This is a genomic window from Nostoc sp. ChiQUE01b (assembly GCF_034531255.1).
Lineage (GTDB): Bacteria > Cyanobacteriota > Cyanobacteriia > Cyanobacteriales > Nostocaceae > Nostoc.
Genome location: NZ_JAVRBM010000090.1, coordinates 1 through 24,324, shown reverse-complemented (window position 1 = coordinate 24,324; position 24,324 = coordinate 1). Strand labels below are relative to the sequence as shown.

11 protein-coding genes are annotated in these 24,324 nt (G+C 37.1%); 1 reads left to right on the top strand and 10 read right to left on the bottom strand.

Going from position 1 to position 24,324, the window contains the following annotated elements:
* Positions 1-9: 9 nt before the first annotated feature.
* The 10 genes from RMY63_RS34785 to RMY63_RS34740 form a co-directional block, all read right to left on the bottom strand.
* On the bottom strand, positions 10-5,754 hold the full coding sequence (locus RMY63_RS34785) for a tetratricopeptide repeat protein (RefSeq protein WP_322733068.1): 5,745 nt from the start codon (positions 5,752-5,754) through the stop codon (positions 10-12).
* A gap of 102 nt (positions 5,755-5,856) precedes the next feature.
* Positions 5,857-8,361 (bottom strand): CHAT domain-containing tetratricopeptide repeat protein, encoded by a 2,505-nt coding sequence (locus RMY63_RS34780; protein ID WP_322733067.1) that lies wholly within the window; start codon positions 8,359-8,361, stop codon positions 5,857-5,859.
* Between the two features lie 32 nt (positions 8,362-8,393).
* Positions 8,394-8,513: a hypothetical protein gene (locus RMY63_RS34775; RefSeq protein ID WP_322650784.1), complete on the bottom strand. Its 120-nt coding sequence runs from the start codon at positions 8,511-8,513 to the stop codon at positions 8,394-8,396.
* A 112-nt stretch (positions 8,514-8,625) separates the two neighbouring features.
* Complete coding sequence (locus RMY63_RS34770) at positions 8,626-9,186, bottom strand: tetratricopeptide repeat protein (RefSeq protein ID WP_322733066.1); 561 nt, start codon at positions 9,184-9,186, stop codon at positions 8,626-8,628.
* Positions 9,187-9,385: 199 nt separating this feature from the next.
* Complete coding sequence (locus tag RMY63_RS34765; protein WP_322733065.1) at positions 9,386-10,057, bottom strand: tetratricopeptide repeat protein; 672 nt, start codon at positions 10,055-10,057, stop codon at positions 9,386-9,388.
* 436 nt (positions 10,058-10,493) lie between these two features.
* Entirely contained in the window at positions 10,494-11,222 is a 729-nt protein-coding gene (locus RMY63_RS34760; RefSeq protein ID WP_322733064.1) for a hypothetical protein, read from the bottom strand.
* Entirely contained in the window at positions 11,215-13,737 is a 2,523-nt protein-coding gene (locus tag RMY63_RS34755; RefSeq protein ID WP_322733063.1) for a CHASE2 domain-containing protein, read from the bottom strand. The genes RMY63_RS34760 and RMY63_RS34755 overlap by 8 nt, the downstream gene beginning before the upstream one ends.
* A 61-nt stretch (positions 13,738-13,798) precedes the next feature.
* Positions 13,799-18,337: a tetratricopeptide repeat protein gene (locus RMY63_RS34750; protein WP_322733062.1), complete on the bottom strand. Its 4,539-nt coding sequence runs from the start codon at positions 18,335-18,337 to the stop codon at positions 13,799-13,801.
* A 543-nt stretch (positions 18,338-18,880) separates the two neighbouring features.
* Positions 18,881-20,269 carry a DUF1822 family protein gene (locus tag RMY63_RS34745; protein WP_322733061.1) on the bottom strand — a complete coding sequence of 463 codons (1,389 nt, stop codon included), beginning with the start codon at positions 20,267-20,269 and terminating at the stop codon, positions 18,881-18,883.
* A 9-nt stretch (positions 20,270-20,278) separates the two neighbouring features.
* On the bottom strand, positions 20,279-21,685 hold the full coding sequence (locus RMY63_RS34740) for a hypothetical protein (protein WP_322733060.1): 1,407 nt from the start codon (positions 21,683-21,685) through the stop codon (positions 20,279-20,281).
* Positions 21,686-21,960: 275 nt separating this feature from the next.
* Here RMY63_RS34740 and RMY63_RS34735 point away from each other — a divergent pair, with 275 nt between their 5' ends.
* Positions 21,961-24,123 carry a S8 family peptidase gene (locus RMY63_RS34735; protein ID WP_322733059.1) on the top strand — a complete coding sequence of 721 codons (2,163 nt, stop codon included), beginning with the start codon at positions 21,961-21,963 and terminating at the stop codon, positions 24,121-24,123.
* The last annotated feature ends 201 nt before the right edge of the window (positions 24,124-24,324 follow it).

Here is a 24,324-nt window from a genome sequence, read left to right as displayed (position 1 = left end):
AAAATGAGGCTAAAATTTAGCAGGAGTCCAATCACCAGAAGGGATGAATGCGGCCCAGTAAAATGGATGTTGGTATTTTTGGGAATTCAACATTTCTAATTGTGTCTGTCGCAAGGCTTCGGAACGTCCCTCATTTTTGATTAATCGTCCGTAATATTTCACCATCAGTTCTTTAGTTCCCAAATCATCAACATTCCAGAGACTAATTAACTGACTTTGAGTACCAGCCATCACAAAAGCACGACGCAAACCATATACCCCTTCGCCGTTGGTTGCTTTGCCCACACCAGTCTGACAGGCGGAAAGTACGACTAATTTAGTACCCGATAAATTTAAGGAAGATGCTTCTAAGGCTGTCAGTACACCATCTTCATCACCACTGTGACGGTTGTTAAATCCAGCTAACGCAATACCGGAACGCAATAGGGGATTTTCAATGTTCTTACTCACCTGACGACTGGAACCAGGTTTGACGATGATTCCACGATTTCCCACAGCTAAATCTTGAATATCTGGAAAGTCTATTTTTTTATCGGTGAGAAAGAAACCGTGAGTAGCGATATGTAAAATACTGGGTGACTGTAATTGTTTGAGAGTATTTTCTGTGGCTTGGTTGCCTGTTAGGAGTTTTACATCTTTTAATAAGGGGGTAATGGCTTCGGCTTCTTCCTTTGTTCCTGGTAAGGATGAAAATTTTAGTCTGTCAAATTCCGAGGAACGTTTTGCTTGGCGATCGCCTTTTTCTGACACAGATAAATTACTTGCAGCATTACCAAAATCAATATTTGCCATTACCACAGGTGTTTGACGGCTGGGTGCTTGATTTGATAAGCGCAGTAAGTCACGCCCTGTTGTTAAATAATTAATAGTATAATTTTCTACAAGATAGCGGTTATTTTCATCTACCAGCGCAGCGAAGGGAATTAGATTCAGCTGGCTGTCGGGAGAAACTAGCAGTTTTCGCTGATCGTCCAATAGCTTGCGGATGGGTTGCATTAATTGGGTATCCAAGCGACGCGCAATTGGTTTGACATCGCGGGATTTACTTTGCAGGATGTCACCAAATTCAGTAATTTCTCGATCAATAGCTTCCGCTTCTCCTAAATCTACCCATTGTGGTGCGCCTTGGGATGTCAGGATATATGCAGCATAATGGGGTTTACCATAGCGATCGCTCTTTTTTCCAGCTTTTGGATTGATTAAGGGTTGATACAGCGTAAATTCTATTAATGCAGAATCAGCAGGTATTAATTTTTGCACTGATTCAATTGTGGTGATTTGAGTGACAGTGCGAAATTCGCTGCTACGTTTAGAGAGTTCTGCTTCTAATTTGTCATACTCAGCTTGGAGTTTTGCAAATTCTTGACCAAAGTTACTAGATTCAGTGTACGTGAGTCTTGCCAGTTGCGAACTGATGGTTGTGAGTTCGTCAAATAATTTTTGGTTTTCTGGGGTAAGGTTTTGTCGTAACCAGCTACGACTATCGCTGAGAACATCAAGTATGCGTCCTTTCCGGCGAAGAATTGCGGTGAGAGCCAGTTTTGCAGCTTCGGGATTATTGGGTGCTGACTGGAGGTGTAAGGAAACTGTGATGTCGGTTGACTCATTGACTAACGCCATCATATAGTTTTGTTTTTGGCGTTCTGAACCGATACCAAGGATAATATTGAGATTGCGATCGCTAATATCTAAACTACGATTTCTCATTTCAATGGCACGGTTTATATCACCTTGAGCATGGTAGGCATAACTTTGTAGTTTTAAATCATTAGCAACATCTGGATGTTGAGAGCCAAAAAAGCTTTCCTTCATCGAGAGCGATTTTTGTAATAGTTCCAGTGCTTTTTGATTATTTCCTAAGAGAAAATAAGCCCAACCTTGGTTACTTAAATTGAGTGCAACTTGGGGATGATTAGTACCATATACTTTTTCCCAAATCCCTAAAGAACGTTGTAAAAGTTGAAGAGATTCTTTATACTTGCCTTGGTTATTATACAAATTAGCTAAATTATTGAGACTAAGAGCCACATCAGGATGATTCGCTCCAAATACCTGTTCTCGGATTTTTAAAGCACGTTTCGTTTCTGTTTCTGCCTTAGTAGTCTTTTCCAGGTGATAATAGGTATTTGCAAGATTGCTAGCGATTGTCGCAACCATCGGATGATTACTACCAAACACCTTTTCGCTGACAGTTAAAGCTTTTTCGTATAAAGCTTCGGCCTCTTTATCATTCCCCAAGTCACTATATAGATTAGCCAAGTTTTGCAGTGATTGAGCTACTAAGGGATGCTCATCATTAAATGCTTTTTTGTTAATTTTCAAAGCTTCTTGATATAACTTTAGTGCTTCTGGATAATTCCCTTGGACTAAGTACGTACCAGCTAAATTGTTAAGGCTATATGCTATCTGAGGATGTTCTGTACCAAATACTTTTTCGTTAATTGCTTTAGCGCGTTGATGTAATTTTAGAGTTTGCTTATAATCAGCTAAGTTTTTGTAGATTTCAGCTAGATTATTGAGGCTGTTTGCAACATCAGGATGTTCTTTACCAAATGCTTTTTCTCGAATAGATAGCGCACGTTGATTAATTTTTAGTGCTTCTGAGTAATTACCTTGCTCTGCGTAGAATAGACTTAAGCTGTTCAGAGTTCTGGCAACATCGGGATGTTCAAAACCTAATATTTTTTCTCGCATTTCTAAAGCACTTTTAAATAAAGGAAGAACCTCTTTATAATTGCCTATATCAGCGTAAACACTAGCCAAATTACTGAGGTTTCTGGCACTATTAATATTTTCTATACCAAATACTTTATTATTAATAGCAAGAGCGCGTTGATGTAAATCTATTGCTTGTTGATATTTTGCTTGGATATCGTATAAAGTACCAAGATTACTCAAACTATTAGCAATATCTGGATGTTCAGAACCTAATAGCTTTTCTCTCATTTTTAAAGCACGTTCAGATAAAGAAATCGCTTCTTGATATTTACCCTGCTCTAGATATACACTCGCCAGATTATTCAAGCTACTAGCAATATCTGGATGTTCCTCACCAAATATTTTCTGACGGATTTCCAAAGCACGCTGATATAGATCCATCGCTTGTTGATAATTACCTTGTTCGCTATAGAAACCACCAAGATTATTCAGGCTAATAGCAACTAATGGATGTTCATTACCAAATACTTTTTCACGAATAGTCAAAGCACGTTGAAATAAACCTTGCGCTTCTGTATATTTTCCCTGTGCTAGATAGATATTGGCTAAATTGTTGAGGTTAGAAGCAACTTGAGGATGTTCAGCACCCAGAATTTTTTCATTAATAGCCAAAGCAGTTTTTGCTAGGGATAGCGCTTCTTGATATCTTCCTAATTCTTTATAGACAGAAGCCAGGTTTATCTGACTCAAAGCAACATCAGGATGTTCTTTCCCAAATGCTTTTTCATGAAGAGATAAAGCTCGTTGTTGAAGCTTTACTGCTTCCGTATAATTTCCTTTATCTTTATACAAATTCGCTAAATTGTTTAGGCTACTAGCAACTTGCCCAGCTAGAGAATTTATTTTATAATCCTGTTCAGGAGGTTTGGCTGTCAACGCATTCTGATATAACTTTTCACGAATGTTTAAACTACGTTGAAATAAATTTTCGGCTTCTTGATAATTACCCAACTCTTGATAAACTGTTGCTAGATTATTAAGCTGATTTGCTAACTTATAATCACTCCAAAAATCACCATTTTTAGAAATAATTTCTAAAATAGACAAGGCTTGTTTATGATTTAGCAATGCTTCTTTATATTTTCCTATATTGCTATATATATTGCCTAAATTATTAAGACTAGTAGCAACTTCATCATGTTTAAGCCCATGAACCTTTTTATTAATTTCTAAAGCACGTTGAGCAAATTTTAATGCTTCTTGGTAATTTGCTAACTTAATGTAAATATTAGTCAAACTAGGAAGTCGCTCGGCAACTTTTGGATGTTCTAAACCATAAGATTTTTCTGTAATAGTCAAAGCGCGTTGAAAATATGGTAGCGCTTCCCGATATTTCCCTTGATTATCATATACATAACCTAACTTGAGGATATTCTGAAGAATTTCAATGCTATCAGCACCGTGTAATTTTTCTTGTATAGCCAAAACTTGTTTATAAGATATTTCTGCCTGAGAATAGTTTTGTTGATTTTCATATAATAATCCTATGTAACCGATAAGACTAATCAATTCTTCCTTTGGTCTTTTGATTTTCTCAAAAATAGCTAAAGCTTGCTCACAACTATCACTTGCTTCCTTATATTTTTTCCAGTCATAGTAAAGATGACACATTCCATAAAGATAAATACCTTCATATAAAGGTAATTTATTTACTTGAGCAATTGATAAACCTTGCTGATAGTAATCAATAGCTTTTGGATATTGCTGTAGATTGTCGTAAGCCAGTGCTACTGACGCAAGCAAACCTAATTGTGCTGGTGGATTATTGAGTTCTTTAAAAATTATCAGTGCTTGCTGGTGTAAATCTACAGCTTGATCAAATTTTTTCTGCTGGTTATAAATATCAGCTATCTGACTGATAGTTTCTAATTCTAATTCTCGCTGCTTGAGTTGTCGGAAAATTTTTAAAGCTTGCTGATATGATGCTAAAGCTTTATCATGCTGTTGCTGCTTACTGTAAATTGATGCAATATTAAGAAATATTTGGGCTGCTTCTGCCGAATTGTTTTGGTTTTGATAAATAGCTAATCCTTTCTGAGCTATTTCTAAAGATTGCTGACTGTATTCAACTGCTTTTTTAGGATTTTTTAACTGATTATAAGCATCTGCAATATAAGCAAGAAGTTTCATTTCTTCCAATACATTACCGCTTTGTCTAGCGAGTACAAGTGCTGGTTGCATATACTCTATTTGTTTGTCAATTTGTCTTGAAAAAATATGAACAGTTCCTGCTGACATTAGTGCAATACTTTCAGCTTTAGGATTATTTACCTGACGACTAAGCTTTAAAGCCTGATTTAACATTTCAAAACTTTGGTCAATGTTACCTAATGTATAGTGGCTTAAACCCAATAAAGCGATTGTTTCTGGTTCATTAAAACTATCTTTTACTTGTTGTCGAATAGATAGCGATTGTTGTAAAACTTCTACAGCCTGAGAAAAATAACCTTGGTTTATATAAACTGTACCTATATTACTTAAACTACCTGCCTCACCTTTTACATCTTTAATTTCTCGCCAAATAATCAAAGCTTTTTGAAAATTATCTAATGCCTTAGAATATTGCTTAAATCCACTATAAGCATTACCAATATTATCTAAAGCTGCTGCTTCTTGTGAACGATTATTTAATTTTTGAGCAATAGTCAATGCTTCCTGAGAAAATTTTAAAGCCTGTGTTAGCTCACTCAATAAACTATAAACTTCACCCAGGTAATTGAGAACGATAGCAGTTCCAGCAGCATCATTTTCTTGTCGTCTTTGTAATAACACTCGTTGAAAGGTTTTTTCAGCATCCCTAAGTTTATATTCACGTAGCTGCGTGATTCCTTCTTGTAATAATTTATCTGTAGATGTTGCTTGATAAGTTGGAGCAGGTGAGTTCTGAGCAATAATTTCTTGCTGAGATTCAAGTGCAGTAGCTGCTGGTATACCACTTAATAATCCGGCAATAGTAATGATTGCTCCTAACCTCAATATTGCGAGATTAAATTGATTACCTGTTGAGATTAATTTTGGTGTAATATCTGTTTTCATCTTTACCTTTCCTAAGTTTAAATAAATTTCATTAGCACAACACAAGCATTTATCGCTCTATTTTTTGAGCATTAATCATAGCCAAGGCAATTATGATTAGATTTATTGCGACTCTCCAATAAGAGTAAAAGCAGCCCATTGAGATGGACTCGCATATTTTTTCTTAGCAGCAAGTATGGCATTTCTTAACGCAGTGGCTTTGTCAAGTTTCTGTTGCAAATTTTGATAAAATTTGGTCATCAAAAAGGCAGTTGAACCATCATCTACCGCCCATAAAGAGACAATCACGCTCGGTGTACCTGCGCTAATTAAAGAACGAGATAAACCAATAACGCCATCACCAGTTATTCGACCTCTACCTGTGTCGCAAGCACTGAGAACAACCAAATCAGCGTTAATTTTCAGATCGAGAATTTCTTCTGCTGTCAGTAGTCCATCGTCCTTTTTATCTTGCTTGCTTAGAGGTGATGAGAGAGAGCTTAAATTTTCAGGGGTGAGAGTGAGCTTTCCTTTAGAAGGAGCAAACGCGATCGCACTATCTAATCCTCGAATATCATCAAATAAGCCGTGGGTAGCAAAATGAATAATTCCCGCTTGGGGTAAGCGTTTCACAATCGCTGCTTCTGTCGCCTTATTGCCAATTAAAGCTTGGGTGTTAAATAAGGATGCTATCGCTTTTGCTTCCTTCTCAGCGCCAGGTAAGGAAGTTAATTGTTGCGGCGTACTCCCAATTTTAAATGCAACCTTCGGCATGGTAGGATTACCTACAATTAGTGGAGACGTGGAATTCCGCTGCTCTATATTTTGACGTTGTTGATGGGTTAAATCTAAAACCTGAATTGAGGGTGACGTGAGAATAGTATTTTTTTCTATCAGGTATTTACCGTTTTTATCTTGCAATGCAGGGAAGGGAACAAGGAATAACGAATTTTGAGGAATAAAGATTACCTTGTCATTTTCTTTTGTAGGTAACAGATCAGCGATAGGGTCAATTAATAATTCATGTAGGCGGTTAAAATTGTTTTGTGCTTTAGATAAATTAGGTTTGTAAGATACTTGAATACCACGACTTCTGACACCGATTGATTGACGGCTGGTGGCGATCAGGTTATCTAAATTGGTATTTTCTTTTTGCCACAAAGGTTTGAGGTCGGCTTTGCGGAAGATTACTTCACCTGTAGGTTTTATGACCCAGATATACAATTCTGATTCTTCTGTTCGGAATTTATCTGTTACTTTAAAATCATCGGCAATAATTGAATATTGCACCAAAGTGGCGTTTTGCACTTTGGCTGTTTGTTTCATTTGGGCAATAGTTGGTGATTGTGGAGATTTTTCTAAGTTTTTATTAGTAGATAACCGAGATGACAATAATTCTACAAAAGCTCTAGAACGACTACGTTCGGCTATTTCTAAAGCTGCATCATTTTTATTCTGGGCAATGAGGACTTTTTGTAAAGTATTATATGTATTGCGTTGGGTCTCATACAATGAAACTTTTTGATTATCACCCAATTTACTATCTCGAATAGATTCTTTTACCTTCAAAGATTCGATTAGAGTTCTTTCTGCTAAAGCTAAATTACCCTGTTTGTAGAAAATATGACCTAAATTATTTAGTATTTTCCCTTTGCGACTAAGATCATTTGTTTCCTCTGTAATTAATAAAGACTGTTGCAAATAATCAATAGCTTTTGGATAATTTTCCTGCTCACTGTAAACATTGCCCAAGGTTAATAAGTCTGCTCCCTCACCTCGACGGTCTTTAAATTCTCGTGAAATTCTCAATCCCTGTGTTAAATACTCAACCGCTTGGGAGTAATTTCCCTGTTTCCAGTAAGCCCGACCTAAACCATTAAGTGCTGAAAGTTCAGCATAAGGACGTTTGAGAAGCCGGAAAATTTTCAATCCCTGTTGGAAATATTCAATTGCTTTCGGATAATCTCCCTCATACCAGTAAATCTCCCCCAATTCTTGTAAGGCACTCCCCTCTTCTAGATTATTTTTAACTTCCCGTGCTATTTTCAATCCCTGCTCTACATAGTCAATTGCTTTTAGATAGTCTCCCAATTTGCTGTACACAATACCCAAATCTTGTAATGCGTTACCCTCCATCTGCTTATTTTTTAATTGCCTTGAAATTATTAAGCTCTGTTCTGCATACTCAATTGCTTGTGGATAATTTCCCAACCCAGAATAAGCAGCACCAAGATATGAAAGTATCCAAAATTCGATATCAGGCTTTTTGATCGAGCGTATGATCGCTAAAGACTGTTGAAAGTATTCAATCCCTTTCGGATAATTTCCCAAGTTGATGTATACGTCACCGAAAGCAAGCAATGCCCTCGCCTCACCTCGACGGTCTTTTATTTCCCGATAAATTTGAAGTGCTTGTCCATGAGACTTTAAAGCTAGCTCAACCTTACCGAATCGACGATAATCAAATCCTTCGTTCAAAAGCCTATCAGCTTCTGCTTTGCGGTCACTATTAGTCTGTGCCAATACCTGTGATGTTGTAAATATTAATGATAAATTAGAACCCAAAGAAGTCGAAACAACAGTCAACAGACAAATAAACACACTTATTTCAATCTTGCAGGAACGCATAGTTATAACCCCACACCATCACAGCAAACCAATCAGCGTAAAAACAGCCCAATCGCTAGGATGTGGATACTTTTCATCGTTTCCAGCATCGTTTGATGTAGCGCACCTGCTTTATCAGCATTTTTGCTTAAATTACCATAAAATTCGCTCATTAGTGCCACTGTTGATATATCAGAAACATCCCATGTTGAAAATATTGGTAAATAATGGTGCGTTAGATTGATAACGCACCTTGCTAATTGAATTATCCAATCCGAAATTGTCCTAGCTAGTCTGAATGTTTTCAATCATGTCTTGTGCTTTTTTCGCTAATTCTGGTTCTCCTTGTTCTGTAAAAAGGCTAACAGCTTGATTTAAATCTAAAACTGCTGCTTCTTTGTCGCCTAATTTATATTGACTAGCAGCCCGGAAAAAATAAGCGTGTGCAAATTTAGCATCAAGCGCAATTACTTGGTCAAAATCTGATTTTGCTGCTTCATATTTCTCTGTAGACAAATAAGCAATTCCTCTACCAAAGTAAGCGTAAGTAGCACTCTCATTATTGCGTTCAGTCTGTAAAACTTTGTTAAATGCTTCAATTGCTCCTTCATAGTCATCTTTCTTTAAAAGGTCATAACCCTGCGATAATTGGGTTTCAACGCTGGAACTATTGCCGCTTGTGTTAGCTGGTTTTAGTTGAGAATCTTGAATTTGTGGTTTTTCTTGCAAAGTTGAAACTTGTGCTACCAATTGATTTGGATTTTGGAAGTTTTGAGCATCCGCTTTAGCACTATAAAAAGTTGTTCCTAATACAACCAAAGTAATTGCTAATTTTAAACCTTTCATTGTCATGTCTCCTGTGTGTTTACAAATTTGTCACTGTTTCAAGATGATGTATTTCTGAGAGTTGGCAGGATATGCAAAAATGTTCGATATTTACTTGTATTTACTCAGTTGAAGTAAGCTTGATTCATTAGCCAGGAGGTAGTAACTCCTGGCAATTAAAAGGATAGAAAACAATCAACACTCCAATCAAAAACAATTTTTAAGCCGTTTCAATTTTTTTAAACACATTTAATGCCTGTTCGGCAGCTTCAGGGTTTCCTTGTTTTTGATAAAGTTCCGCAGCTTTTTGTAAGTCAGATTTTGCTTCATCTGTTTGAGCTAAATTCGCTAAAGCGATACCTCGCCAAAAATAAGCGTGAGCAAATTCAGGTTCCGTTTTGATGGTTTGCTGAAAATCTGCGAGCGACTCACGATATTTTTCCAGGTGAACGTTAGCGAATCCTCTACCAAAGTAAGGATAAGCAGAACTAGGGTCAATACGTATAGCTTGCTCAAAATCTGCAATTGCTGTCTGATATTCTCCCAATTGGCTGTAAGTAAATCCTCTAAAGAAGTAAGCTGGAAAATTATTTTCATCAATTTTTAAAACTGCATTACAACCTTCGAGTGCTTTTTGAAAATCTCCTTTATCTAAATCTTGTGATATTTGAGTTAATAACACATCTATATTATTAGCATCATGAGCTTTGGGAGAAGAATTGAGTTTAGACAGTGGTTCGATTTTAGATAGTTTTAAGTGGGGTTTCAATTCAGTTTTTGCCTGTGTCACAAGCAACGCATTAGAATCGCTTAAGCTCCCAGCCAAAGTTTGCGAAGTAAAAAACATTGTTCCGAAAACTGCAATTACTGCTGCTAATTTTAAGGTTTTCATTTTGTCTGCTCCTTGATATTTGTTGATGTTGGATGAATGAAGTTGTACTAAAATGAATAAATGCACCTGTTGCAACTATGTTTTGCTCGCTCACATGAATATGTATTTCTAGAGGTAAAGAGGATATGCCAAAATGAGTTTTTTCTAACTTGAGGTCGTTCCTCTTTGTGCGCTCATAGATATGTATTTCTGGGATTTGAGGGGATATGCCAAAATTGGAGAGTTTTTTTGAAATTAGTTGTGAACTAGCTAATCAATTAGCCCAGAATGCTTATACAATAAGGGTTGAGACTATTTTAAACTTTGAGATATTTTTTTCTGGAAACGGAGATTTTCAGTATATTTTGAGAAACTGTACTGCAAACAAACATAAAAATACCCAGATAATGTATCTGAGTATCTCTTAAAAAGATGATTGCTGATTTTTAAAGACTTTCTACTTACCGCACTGTGACTTGAGTTGTTGCGGAATATCTTGAAGTATTTTCAGTAACTCAGCAGAAGGTTTTTCTACAGAGTAAGCTTGCTGTAAGGCATCAGCCCACAATTCCTGCTGTATAAAATAGTTAGCTTTTGCCAGTGCGATCGCTTCCGTGTTAGCTCCTTTAGCTTTTTGCTCCTCCTCCAAAATTTTTAAATTATTAGTTATTTCCTGTCTGTCTTGTGGTTCCATGACCTGAAATTTGATATTTCCAGTTGCTATATCTCCGTCAAATACCACCCAATAATAAGTTTCACCTGGTTGTAGTGGCTCTCCTGTGTAACTGATAAATTTTTTCCCTGGTGCTAATTTCTGAACCCATAAAGTCGTCTGCCTATTCTTCATTAGGCCAACTTGTTGTGCATTTCCTTCCCAAAGAAATAGCGGGCGATCGCTCCAAACAATTCTGGGTTTATTTAGTTTATCCTCTGGTACATCTGGAGATATCATACAAACAGAATTTGATATGGGTGCAGATGAACCACGAACAGGACGACCGACAGCTTTACGTGGTTTAATAGGAGGTTTTGGTTTCGATAAAGGCAGAAAAATATTAACCCAAGATAGGATAGGATTTGTTTGTTTGGTTTCTGCTTTTAACTCCACCTTGGAGAACAAAGATAATCCAGTAATATTTATTGTCAAAAGTAAGAAACAAGGCTTAATATAATCTAATTTATTCATAAGCTTTTCTCCTCATAAACGTTGGTATAACGTATAGCCAAATTGTCAGCGATGGTAAAAACCAAGGTAAAATCACCGCGATTGATGAAAGATAAATTTGCAAGCTTAGTACACCATAAGCTGCTGTAGACGCACCTAAAGCTAATAAAATTTGTAACCTGATACGTGGATTTTTCTGCATTATAAAATATAATGTTTTCCCCAACATAATAGCTATTAAAATCATCCACAAATCAGGGATAGGTACAACCATTCTGTCATTTAATAAATGATGTACTTGATAGGCATGAATTTCACCGCCTGTCAATACTTCGTTGCTATTTTCAGGATTTTCTAAGCGTCGCCATAGTTCTAGAGCAGGAGGTAAATCAAAGTTATCTTCACCATTTTTCGACATTCCCGCTTCACCATATCCTCCTGGTGCAATGATGACTATTTGATTTTGTAAACTAGAGATAGGTAGATTTTGGCCTTCTAACAATTGCCAAGCTGGAATACTACGATACACTTGATTTGGTGGAATAGAAAAATCAACTATCGGGTGCAACCACATCTGACCAAAATAATAGCTAAATTCTGTGATAGGTTGTAAATTAGTTCGTGGTGATTGCAAGCTAGTAATATTTTTAACATTATTATTTTGCAAAAACTTTCCAATTTGCTTACTAAAGTCAGCTTTACTATTTAATTTTGGTTGTAGTGACTGTTTTAAATTATCTTCAACATTCTTATCTTCAACTGCAATCAATCCTTGTTGTTTTTGATTTGTTGTATTAATTATTTGTGATTTTAATCTCTGCAATTGATGCGATATTGCTAATAAATTAGAAAAATATAATGGTTGAGATTTATCTAATGGAGATAGGAGTTGCATATACCCAGGTAAAATCTCGATTTCCCCTTGCAAAGTCCAATTAGGGCTAGCAATTTCAGGTAAAACTGTCAATTTTTCTCCAGTTAGAGCTTTAGTTTCTGCCAGGACAAACCATGTTGGATTCGATGAATTTACCCCGGCTTGAAGAGATTCAGCTAATATTTTATCATTTTCTCCCTGATATCGATCCAATAAATAATCAATGCCGATTACCTTAGCACCTTTTGTTCGCAATTTATCAATTATCATTGCAAAATATTTTCTATTCATTTGTCTTGCACTAGACAGTTTTGAGTCTTTAGTTGCATCTTTAAGTGATTTTTCATCTATTTGTACTAATAAAACTGGAGGTGATTCTGTTACTTGAATTTGTCCTGTTACTTGATGATAAAAAGCTTGTATCTTTAAACGTTGTGCTAATAGATTGTTCTGTATAGGTAGTTGTGTACTAATAATAAATAAAGCTGAAAGTGCAAAAGTTTCAATTCGAGATGGGCTGATTTTTTGTAAATTTTCAATAAAACTAGGTTTAAAGCGAAATAAAGTAGCTTCTGGATGGAGAAATAGAGAAGGAATAAGATATGCACTAGGATAAGTCAGATTTTCCTCTAACTTCAGATACTGAGAAGCTGATGTTAAAGCTTCTTGAACATCTTTATATTGAGCTAAGGTTTGTAGAAAATGCAGCAAAAATTCAGAAGCTACTTTATTATGAATTGGTTCGCGCATCACTGCCACTTGACTTAATCCTAATTCAATTAAGTTATTAGCAATACTCAAACCATTGCAAGAATTAAATAAAGCAAATTTTAATCCATTTTCTAAGGCTTTATTTAAAAAAGGTATAATTTCGTTAATTGATAAAGTTGTATTGGGAGCAATTGAAATTTCACCACCTGTCAAAGCGGTTTCATTGCTATGTCCTGCAAATAATAAAATATCCCATCCCAGTTCCGATGTAATAGTTTCTTTCAGTTCACCTTTGAGTTCATTAATATTTTTTCCTGGTTGCCATCCAACAAATTTAATTTCAGCAATGTGTTTCAGTTTTTGGATTGCTTTATTTTCTGCTTCAAAATTTAACCCAGTATCATCACCTAAAATTACTAAAACTCTAGTTTTAGCACGACGGTTATGATTATGCTTCGCTACTGATTGATGTATATTGATAGGGCTGCGTACAATATTAATCTTACAAAAAGCAAAGGTAACTTCCGTGCAAATCTCCCAGCTTTCCCAAGGTAAACGTGCTAATTCCAAAGAATCACAAGTCAAGAAAAGGTTAATATTTGCAGATCGAGAATTAACAGATAATAATGAAACTTGAGTAATTGCTGCCCGAATGTCATATAGTTTGCTACTACGCAACCAATTATGAAATTCAGATAAAAATTTTGCCTCTATTTGAACTAATCTTGCGTGCCAATCAAGGGTTGGTGCTTGAAAACTACCGGAATCTTCTACCCGTCCTCGTAAAGAGGTTTTGTAAAAACTTAGATAGGTGCGTTGCCATTCTTGATAGAGTAATGTCAGGTTTTCGGGATAGGTAATTTTGGCGCTGAGACGTTGTGCTGTTCCCCAAGTTAATTCAAATAAGCAAACTTGTTCGATGCGTTGTACTTTGAGGTGAAAGTTATTCATAATTTGTGGTTGATTATTTATTAGTTGGCAGAGATGCAAGTAATTGCACCTCTATTAATTTTTAAAGACCGTTGCCAATTAAAATGAATGGTGCCCAGTAGTAAGGATGTGAATAGCCGCTTTGAGGCTTTTCATTTCTTGAGGACGTGCCGATATTCACTTCAATACCACGTCCTTCGGGGTTTGTGCTGGAGTTATTCCCATTTATTAAGCTCAGTTGCGCTTGACGTAATGCTTCAGATTTCGTCATTTTCTCAGTGGCGAGGTTTTTGTAAAATAGTTGCATTAGTTGAGATGTGCTTGGGTCATCAACTTTCCACAGAGATGCGATCGCAGCTTTAGCACCTATTTGTTGCATCCGATATCCAAAGCCTAAAATCTCTTTACCATCCCCAAAACCACCCAAACCAGTTTCGCAAGCACTCAATACAACTAAATCAACATTGGGTAGGTTCCAATCTTTTACATCTCGCAGAGTCACATATTTTCCATCACCCAAAACAATTACAGATTCTTCTGGCTTTCCATCTACAAATGCTGCATGAGTCGCAAGATGCACCACCGAGTAATCGTTCATTTGATACACGATATCTTTATTGAATTGATTATCTAAAAGTTTGGTGCTTCCAGAAATAGTTGCTGTAATTTCATCTACTTCTTTTCCTGCATATCTCAATCCTCTAAATTTTGCTGTCTCTTTTCCAAGTCGAACAGTGACATTGCGATTGATATCTGTAAATGCAGCAGCTAAAATTTCTCGTTTAGTTTGAGGTTTTGTATTCAAATCCATCAAACTAAGGGCTGTAATATTATTGATGTTAAACCGTTCAATTAGCCATTGTTTACTATCATGTAAAGCGGCTAAAGGAATATAACGTAATTTTCCATCGGGAGCAAAAATAATTGTTTTAGTTTTTGCTTCTGCTAAATCCACTTCTAGTGGTTGAATTAGCCATTGATAGAGTTTATTAGCATTAACTTTGGCATTAGTACCAGGACTTTGCAAATCACGACGAAAATCTTCAATTGTTTTATTAAGTTCAGCTTCCGAAACTGCTACTGTACGACGAACTGGAGGAGCATAAGGAGTAAGTAATACTAGTTCCAAGCGCTCTTTTAGAACCAAGGGATAAATAATTACAGCATCTTGTTGTAGCCGCTTTAAATTATCTTGTAAACTTCTTGCTTGTTCATCTGGGTCTAAATTCTTTCCTCCAGTAAGTTGACGTAATTCTTCAATTCGTTTTGCAACTTCTGGACTTTTGACAAACTCTCCGTATTCTTTTATGAGATTTTCTTGCATTTTTCGCAACTCAACAATACGCTGTTGTTGCTTATTGTCCCGCTTCTCTCGTGGGATAGTTTCTAATTGGCTTAATTCCTTACCCAAGGCGATTTGTTTATCATTTAAAGTACTATCAATTCCTCTCGTTTGGCCAAAATACTCTTGAGCTTCTAGATATTTCAGTATTTCTATGATTGGCGTTGCTTCTGCTGTACGTCCTTGCTTTAATAATAAATCTGCATACTGGCGATATACTTTAGCTGGCGTAAATCCATCAAAATCGACAATTGTGTGGAAGAAAGATTTTTGTAAGTCAGGTGTAATTTCTTGAACTTTACTTCGCACTACTTCAATTCTCTGGACTGCTTCTTGATAGTTTTTAATTGCTTCATTAGGTTGATTTAATTCAGCAAAAGTACGACCTAAGCCAGCATAAATCCCAGAATCAGCACCTACAGCTTTTGCTTGAATTTTGATTGCTAATGCTTGGTTATATGTTTTAATCGCTTCTTGTTGTTTACCAAACTTACGCTGTAAACCCCCTATAAATGTAAGTACATCCTTTTCATTGCTAGGATTTTTCGACTTTCTGGCAAGTTTTAAGCTAGCTTGGGCTGCTTCCATTGCTTTTTGCTCGTTCTTTAACTCACCATAGCCCAGACTAAGTACGGTATTTCCTATTATTTCTACTGGGATTATTTTGGTTTTGGGTAAAATAGCTAAACCTCGATTCGCATATTCAATGATTTTTTCTGGTTGGTCTTTACCAAAATAAGTGTAGGCAATAATAAATAAGCTTACGCCTTCAAACTGAGGATTTTGTATTTTTTGGGCTAGCGTAAGTGCTTGTTGTAAATATTCAGTGCTTTTTTGTTCATCTCCTAAAGTTTTGTAGAATAATCCAATTTCAATAAGAGTTGTCCACTCAGAACCAAAGTCGCTATTTTGTTTAGCAATTGACAACGCATTCTGAAATAATTCCAGAGCTTTCTTATAATTGCCTTGATTAGCATAAACCTGCCTTTGAATATTTAAGGCATCTATTTTCAGATTTGAATTTTTCGTTTTCTCTGCAATTACCAATATTTGCTGTGCAGAGTCTAAAGCTTGCTGATAATCTCCCTTTTCAGTATAGGTAGCACTGATTTGTTTTAATGCCTGTGCCTCCAAATCAGAATTATTAATGTCCCTTGCCATTGTCAAAGCTTGCTGAGTAAATTCGATTGCTTTTTGGAAATTTTGGCTACTATTGTATACATCGCCTAAACGAATCAATGCCTCAGCTTCCAGTTTAGGATTTTTTAGACTTCTTACCAAATTGAAACGTTTTTGAGCAAATTCTAGAGCTTTATCATATTCCCCAAGATTAGTGTAAATTAAACTCAAAAGTCCTAAAGCATCTGGCTTGCTCTGCAAAGCATACTTTTGAAGATTTTCAGGTATTTTCTGAATATCAATTTCTTCTGATTTTGTTAAAGCTTGCTGTGATAATTGAATACCTTGTTCATAATCTCCCAAAACATTATATGTAGAAGCAAGCCCTAATAAAGCTCGTACTTCAAAGAAAGGGTTTTTAAGTATGCGAGCAATTTCCAACTCTCTCTGACCTAATTCAATTGCCTTAGCGTTGTACCCCTGAGCAATGTAAACTCCACCAAGATAAGATAAAGCATATTTCTCTGCTTCTAAATTTTCAGACTGTCGTGCTATTGTTAAAGCTTGTTGAAGGAATTTCTCTGCTTTTTCTAATTCTCTTAATTGGAGATGATAATTACCTATGAGTGAGTAGGATTGACTTTGAATTTGTAATATTTCTTTTTCTGCTGTGGAATTATTTAGTTCTCTTGCAAGTTTTAAAGTATCTGGAACTAATTTGAGAGCTTCATTAGCTTGAATTATTACACGAGAATAATCTTTTTGAAGTGTGAGATCACTAGCACTTCTAAAATAAATGCTTATGATTTGCATGAGAATAGTTAATTGTGCAGAGCGATTATTTAGTGGTTTTTGTTGGAGAGCTAAAGCTTGTTGATAAAATTCAATTGCTTTCTCAAATTTTTTCTGAGCATCGTAACTCCCAGCAATTACAGTAAGAGTTTGAGCTTCGATTGTCAGATTTTTTATTTCTCTAGCGATTATTAATGACTTTTGGTAATTTTCTATTGCCAAGTCATATTTACCTTGCAGAAAATAGCAATTTCCAATAAGCGCAAGTATTCCGGTTTCTTGTTCGGTATTTTTGTTTGTTAATGGTAAAGCCTGTTGATAAAATTCTATGGCAAGGTCGTATTTATCTTGTTTTCTATAACTATCTCCAAGAGATGCGAGAATCTCAGATTCAAGAGACTTATTTTTTATTTCACGAGCAACAGGTAAGGCTTGTTTGTAAAATTCAATTGCCTTATCATATTTCTCCTGCTTAAAATAAGTGTCTCCTAAACTAGTAAGAATACTAGCTTCAAAAGAACGAATTCCTGCTTTTTGAATGAGTGTTAATGATTGCTGAAAAAATTTCAATGCATTGTCATATTCTTTTTTATTAAAATAAATATATCCTATTTGCTGTAAACACCTACCTTCCCAAGCGCGGTTTCCGACTTCACGATTTACAGCTAAAGCTTTATTCAACCAATCCAAAGCATTGGGATAATCATCTACATTGCCATAAGCTCCTGCTATTCTAAATAGAGTCAAGCCCTCTTGGTATTTATCCCCCAATTCTCTATGCTTCACTAGTGCTTGTTGTAAAAGCTTTAAGCCTTTATCTTGTTGTTTCAAAAAAGTATAAGTCAAACCTATTCGACTGAGAGTAACAGCTTCCCCAGCTTTATCTTTCACTTCACGACGAATTTCTAAAGCTTGTTGTAAAGTTTTTAAAGCTTCCTCTTCTTTAAATAAAGCAAGGTAAACCCCACCAATGTTATCTAGGGTTTCTCCCTCTCCAGCGCGGTCTTTAATTTCTCTACGAATGGTCAATGCTTGCTGTAAAACTTCTAATGCTTTTTCCTGTTGAAGCAACCCATTGTAAACCTGTCCTATATTATTGAGGGTTTGCCCAATTCCAGCCTGATCTCCCAGTTTTCGCCGAATCTCCAACACCCGTTGATAAGTCTGCAATGCTTTGGGATATTCCCCACGTCGAAACTGCTGTACACCTTCCTCAAACAACTTATCGCCTTCTGCTTTGCTATCTGAACTTGTTGCAGTTCGTGCCAAAGTATGCCTAACTATTACATCGCTGGCTGCGAACCCAACACCACAAGTCAGTGACAACACTAAAGTAACTAGAGCGAAACTCTTCAAACGGTTAGACATTGGTTATTCCTCTTATATAACTACAAAAGATTGTTTGCTCAATCTCTTATATTTCTGAGGACAAACCAGGTTATGCCAAAATTTAAAAATGACCTCAGCATAATTACGATACCTTGATGTGGTAGACCGTATTAATACTGGCGATCGCTAGCTAATTAAAGATATTGTGAAGAAAATGCTAAATGGTTCCGGAAATTCGCAACAAATACCCTATTACTGCAATTATCTTGTGAGGAGTTATTGACACACTTTGCTGGTTAATACTATAAAAGCGATCGCCTCCATACCGATACACACACGTTCTGCTGGTGGATAATCTCGTATCGCACCCAGTACCTAGTACTTAGTACAGGTAAATGCAAAAAGGGGCCCGAAGTGAAAATTGCGATGCCTCTGGCAAGCGAAGCTATCGCACTGGACGCTACTCAGTCCAAAAGTAAATTTCGTACCTCATTTATCGTGAGATGTACTCAGCTACAACTAGCTAAGGCTTCAAAACCAAACTTCTGAATCTGAATCTAAAAATAACCACTACAAACCTACCTATCTCCCCAAATCAAATGCAAACGGTGGTAAAGTCACCTCAACGTCATCCATCAAACTTACACTTACCAAAAACTTCTCATCCCAATTGCCAACCACACGGGTAAATATGTAAGAGTCTTCACTTTCCGCATTTAATCCCCGTTCGTCCAAAATACCTGTTTGGTCGCTGACACGAAATTTGATATTAGACGGTAAACTACTTAAAGCAGGTGCGCCTAAAATTAGTAACAAACTCCATTCAGGCTTTCCAGATTCCGATACCAAATGCCAAGTCACAGCATACATTCGCAGAGGTATCCCAGCTAACAGAAAATCTTGATACGCACCCCGCGCTTGTACTGGAATTTCTAAACCCCTCTGTCGTAGTTGGGTGACTATAACTTCAAATTCTTCCTCTGGACTACGTATTGGTCGCATTTCGGAAGCATCTGCAAAACTTGGTAACAACACCCAAGAAAGAGAGAGTGCTAAATCATCCAACTCGTCCCACAACCAACGTCCAGCATTTAAAGCAGGTTGCGTAATTAATTTAATTAAATCTTGTAGAGACGCAAAATAACCTGGCGATTCTGGCTTTGCGCTACCCATCTCTACATTCTCTGTAGCTATATTTTGTTTCTGTAATGTGTAAAGCCAATTCAGCAACTCCGGATTAGTAAAAACAGCAGAAGCTTGTTCCCAAGTTAAAACTTCAGATAATTCCCTTCTCGGTGATTGTAACTGAGGTAATAATTCAACCAATTGATTTTGTATATTTGCTAAAATCGCACTGCGATTTGTAGGAATTGCAGGTAAAGATATTGCTGACGGTTCCAAACATCGCAGGTATAGCAATAAACGGTCTGGATTCTCATCAAAACAGGATATAGGTAGTTGATAATTCCAATCAGACTGTAAAGACGTTATCTGTACACTCTCTCGCAATTCCTGATAAGGTAAAAAAGCATAAACATTCGCTGCTTCTTGTTCTTCCAACACCTCTACTAAAACATAAAAGTGAGGAATAAACTCTGGTAAATCGACAACAACTCTTGGTAAACTCACTATTTCATCACTCAGGCTACCAGTAGCAATTAAACAGACTTTAAATTCCCCAACTTGTAAATTAGCGACGCTGTTAATAAAATTTGCCAAAGCTGGTTGTAAAATCGTACATTTTTCTCGATTAATAGTTAGCCCTTCTGCTCTTTCTTCTAGCCATTGCTCAAAAGCTGATAAAGCTAAACAATTAAGATAGGCTTGCCATTGCTTGGATTCATCAAAGATTTGATTGCTGATTTCTGCGGCTTGGTCAATATCATCAGGTGAGAGAATAACTGCTGAAGTTGGTAAAGCATCAAAATCAAGGTAAGACATGGGGGAAATATTACTCAATAAATTTGTCATAATTTGGTTTTAATTTGTTTTTCTAGTTTGGAGATATTCACATAAACGTTCCGCGAACATATCAGATTTTAAATGATCTTTCATCGTTCTTGATTGACTTTCGGAATTTTCCATCATCCGGATAATTTCTTCTAAAAGTACAACCGTCAATTGCTCATCTAGGTTTTTCAAAGCTTGAATATCAGCATATTCTTTAGCTTTTTCTTTCACAGAATCCTTTAAAATTACCAACATTTCCTGTTGCACATCAGTCCGCAGGTCTTTTAATTTTAATAACTTCGTTACCGCATCTTGCGCTCTCATACCCAGGAATTCAGCAATTTCTTTCATAGCTAATTTTTGACATTGAGATAGTTCGAGGGCAGTTAAAAACATCTGTGCTTTATCGCCCTTTTTACGTGATAATTGTCTGATTCTCGATTCTGTAACTTTAGCTAAAGCTTGCTGCAAGCAAATCTGAAATTGATGGCGATAAAACCGCAAAAATTCGGCTAGTTCGTCGCTTTCTTCTAAAAGTTTATTAGTATCAGGCGCAGGAATTTCCTCTATTAAAGAATTAGACTTGTCTCCATGCACAGCATCTAGAGACTTTGCTGGCAAAGAACCACCCCGGACATGAATTCGGTATTCACGCAATTGAGTAGCCAATTTTTTCAGCATTTTTCTCACAGTTACATCGTCAAATAAACGACCTGTATCAGTTTTGACAAGTTGGGCAATATCTTGTAATTGTTGCGTAGTAGGTTCAGTACATTTACTCCTAACTTTTCTTCTAATTTGTTGCAGTCTTTGAAGGCGGTAAACAGCATGGTAACTTCGTAAAAGACATTGGGCTTCTTGAATTGCGGAATCACTAAAAAGGTGAAACTCTTTCAGGATTCGCTCTAATTGTTTCGGTTGAGTATCATTCAAAATTGCCCAATCACTAATTAAATAAACACCGCATTCCAACAAAAATCTATTCAATTCAGGATGTTGTTTTACCTTCATCATCGCCCAAGTCGCCAGACTACTTTGCTGCGAATCGAAACTCTGGAGAATTTGCCGAGAGAAACATTCATAGGAACCTGCTGGGGATAATTTACCATCATCATCCAGGACATAAGGGAACAAATCGCTGCAAGTAAAATTATGGTCTTGACCAAAATTCCTTTCTAATTGCATACACCCTTGCTCTAGAATCCAAGATAGAAAGCAAAGCAAACAACGTTCTGCCAGCAAAACGGTATCGTCAGAACTGTGACGATACAAATGTAGCAATTGACGCTGGATGTCCCCATCTGGTACATCATCATCTTCTGCTAACCGATCAAACACTTGTGCGTAAAATGACTTAGCAGCAGGTATTTCTTGAATTTTCCGGTTCCCTCCCGCATCAATCCTTACCAATGTCCAATATCTTGAAGCATCGCCCATAATTATTTTTATTTATTGGTTATTGTTAATTTTCACATTGCTAATGCTCCTCAACACAAGTCCAGCCATTTTTCGATATTTAATACTGAGTAACTGATTTAACAGTTATCTTGACCCTTTATCTTTTAGTAGTTCTGAGGAAATTGACCTTATGCAATTTTGCGATTGGACACAGGTTATTTCTGTGCAACCTAACTATGCTCCTGAAAAATTGCATATCCTGCAAATCCTGAGAAATAAACATATCTAGCAAAATTAATCCAACGTTCGCAGTTATGAAACGTTTTCTCTCCAGTCTTATTTTGGCAGGTTGTTTTTTCAGTGCTACCAGTTTTTCTCTGTTCCCTCAGCAATACCGTGAGTTCGCTCAGGCACAAACATTAGAAGAATTATTTTATACATTTTACGGTCAAAAAATTTCGCTCCATTTGCGCCGTGATACCGTAGCTGTTAGCTTTAAAGCGAATACACGCTCTCGGTCTATCCAACCTTTATACTTGCAGCTGCAACAAGATTTACGACGTGGTGGTAGCGGTAATACTCGCAGCATTGGTAGTAATCATCGCTTTGATGTGGATGTTAAACCTTTGGGAGAAAACATCGCCCTGGTTAACTTACCGAATGGCACTCGTGCTTCTCTGAATACAGTTCAACAGCAGATTCAAAAACAGCCTTACGTACAAGAAATATTACCTATCTTATCCCGGAAATCACAGCCAGCATCTCCAGAAACAAAATCTGAGCCAGTTATTGTGCTACCCAACGAGATTGTTATTAGTTTTGCAGGTGAGATGTCTGAGAGCCAAAAACAAATTATCCTGCTGCGCCACGATTTAGAAGTACTTCGTCCCTTGAGATTTAGTAAAAACCGCTACTTAGTGCGTTCTAAGTCACTATCTGGTACTGAAATTTTGAATGTAACTAATCAACTGACTCAAATACCAGGAGTGCAATCAGCGACACCGAATTTTATTCAAGCCACTTCCGATCATATGTCGCAATTGCTGGCAACAGCAGCAAATTTACCAGAAACTCCTCACGCTGCCGAACACTTACAAAAGCAGTTGGCACAGTTACCCCAACCAAAAGATACTCCTATTTCTTCTAACTTGTTGCCTTTGCAATGGCATTTAAATAGTACTCCTCGGCGGGGTCAGCTATTAGCGCGTACTGATATTCGCGCTACGGAAGCCTGGCGCAACAGCAATGGCGGACGCGGGGTTGTCGTGGCGGTAATTGATAGCTTGATTCAATGGGATCATCCCGACTTGGTGAAGAAGACATATAAATCTGGCGATCGCCCCGATAAATTACCTGGTGAGGAATATGGCTGGGACTTTTCTAGCCAAGGTGAAGGTGACGCTGATACACGCTTGAGTTCCCAAGAAATGGCACAGATTCAAGCAGAATTTCAAGATACTTTTAAATTACCATCTGACCAATTATTGAAGAAATATCAACAACTGTCCGGCATCTTGAAACAGCATTACCCTAAAGCTTCAGACAGTGAAATTGCACATCGCCTTCGTAATCTGATTCGGACTCAAATTGGTAGCGAGTTTCACGGTACTTGGACTGCGGGTGTAATTGCTGCCAACTCGGAAGATAAAGCAGGTATTCTTGGAGTTGCTCCTGATACCCAAATCTTGCCAGTGCGGGTTTTTGGCTTACGTGGCGCGATTAATACGGCAAGTTTATCTGAAGCAATTGGTTACGCTGCTAGTAGAAATGTTGATGTCATCAATATGAGTTTGGGTGGTTTACTTCCTGATGAGGGATTAACTGAGCAAATTTTTGATGTGTTAGATGCTAATCGTAATTTGGTAATTGTTGCTTCTGCTGGCAATGAAAATTTAGATGGAGTCGGATTTCCAGCAGGTATTCCTGGTGTTGTATCAGTGGGTGCAACAAATATGACGGGAAATCGCACCTTCTACAGCAGTTACGGCGGTGGGTTAGATATAGTCGCACCCGGCGGAGAAATCCAAAATAGTCTCAGTGGTGGAATTTTAACGACAGGTGGCACTTGGTTGGATGGTTTTTGGCAGGGAATGTCTGTACCAGATTACGCTTGGGGTGTGGCGTTAGACCCCTTAGGTAAGTATGTCCAGGTAGAAGGGACTTCTTTTTCGGCTCCCATTGTATCGGGAGTGGTGGCTTTAATGAAGGGAGAAGACCCAAAACGGCGTTTGAGTCGGGAGGAAATTGTCTCAATTCTCAATAAGACTGCTACCTATGATGGACTTAAGCTTTCTAAAGCGGATGCTAATCGCTATCGTTTGCAAAAAGAAGTCGGTTTTGGAACTGTTGTAGATGCTCCTGTTTCACGACCTTCCGGTATTTTCCCAAAGGCGAAACCAGTGTCAGCCGAAGAGTATTTCTTCGGTCGTGGTTTAGTTAATGCTGATGCTGCGGTCCAGGCTGTGAAGCAGAGATAGGGGTAGGGGCGCAAGTATGAGCGCCCCTATGAGGTCAACAATCTCAACAACCAGTTCTTCCCCTATTTGTTGAATTGAATCGCTCAGTTGGACTTACAACATAAGTAAAGCTAATAAATCAGCTAAAGATATAAGGTTACAAGGTTTTTAACCCTCTTTTATCACTCTCGACAAAGTATAATTAGGAGCGATCGCAAAAAC

Excerpts from the sequence above, each read along its gene's own strand:
- RMY63_RS34785 (WP_322733068.1), bottom strand. The coding sequence starts at position 5,754 with ATGAAAACAGATATTACACCAAAATTAATCTCAACAGGTAATCAATTT.
- RMY63_RS34780 (WP_322733067.1), bottom strand. The coding sequence starts at position 8,361 with ATGCGTTCCTGCAAGATTGAAATAAGTGTGTTTATTTGTCTGTTGACT.
- RMY63_RS34775 (WP_322650784.1), bottom strand. The coding sequence starts at position 8,513 with ATGAGCGAATTTTATGGTAATTTAAGCAAAAATGCTGATAAAGCAGGT.
- RMY63_RS34770 (WP_322733066.1), bottom strand. The coding sequence starts at position 9,186 with ATGAAAGGTTTAAAATTAGCAATTACTTTGGTTGTATTAGGAACAACT.
- RMY63_RS34765 (WP_322733065.1), bottom strand. The coding sequence starts at position 10,057 with ATGAAAACCTTAAAATTAGCAGCAGTAATTGCAGTTTTCGGAACAATG.
- RMY63_RS34760 (WP_322733064.1), bottom strand. The coding sequence starts at position 11,222 with ATGAATAAATTAGATTATATTAAGCCTTGTTTCTTACTTTTGACAATA.
- RMY63_RS34755 (WP_322733063.1), bottom strand. The coding sequence starts at position 13,737 with ATGAATAACTTTCACCTCAAAGTACAACGCATCGAACAAGTTTGCTTA.
- RMY63_RS34750 (WP_322733062.1), bottom strand. The coding sequence starts at position 18,337 with ATGTCTAACCGTTTGAAGAGTTTCGCTCTAGTTACTTTAGTGTTGTCA.
- RMY63_RS34745 (WP_322733061.1), bottom strand. The coding sequence starts at position 20,269 with ATGACAAATTTATTGAGTAATATTTCCCCCATGTCTTACCTTGATTTT.
- RMY63_RS34740 (WP_322733060.1), bottom strand. The coding sequence starts at position 21,685 with ATGGGCGATGCTTCAAGATATTGGACATTGGTAAGGATTGATGCGGGA.
- RMY63_RS34735 (WP_322733059.1), top strand. The coding sequence starts at position 21,961 with ATGAAACGTTTTCTCTCCAGTCTTATTTTGGCAGGTTGTTTTTTCAGT.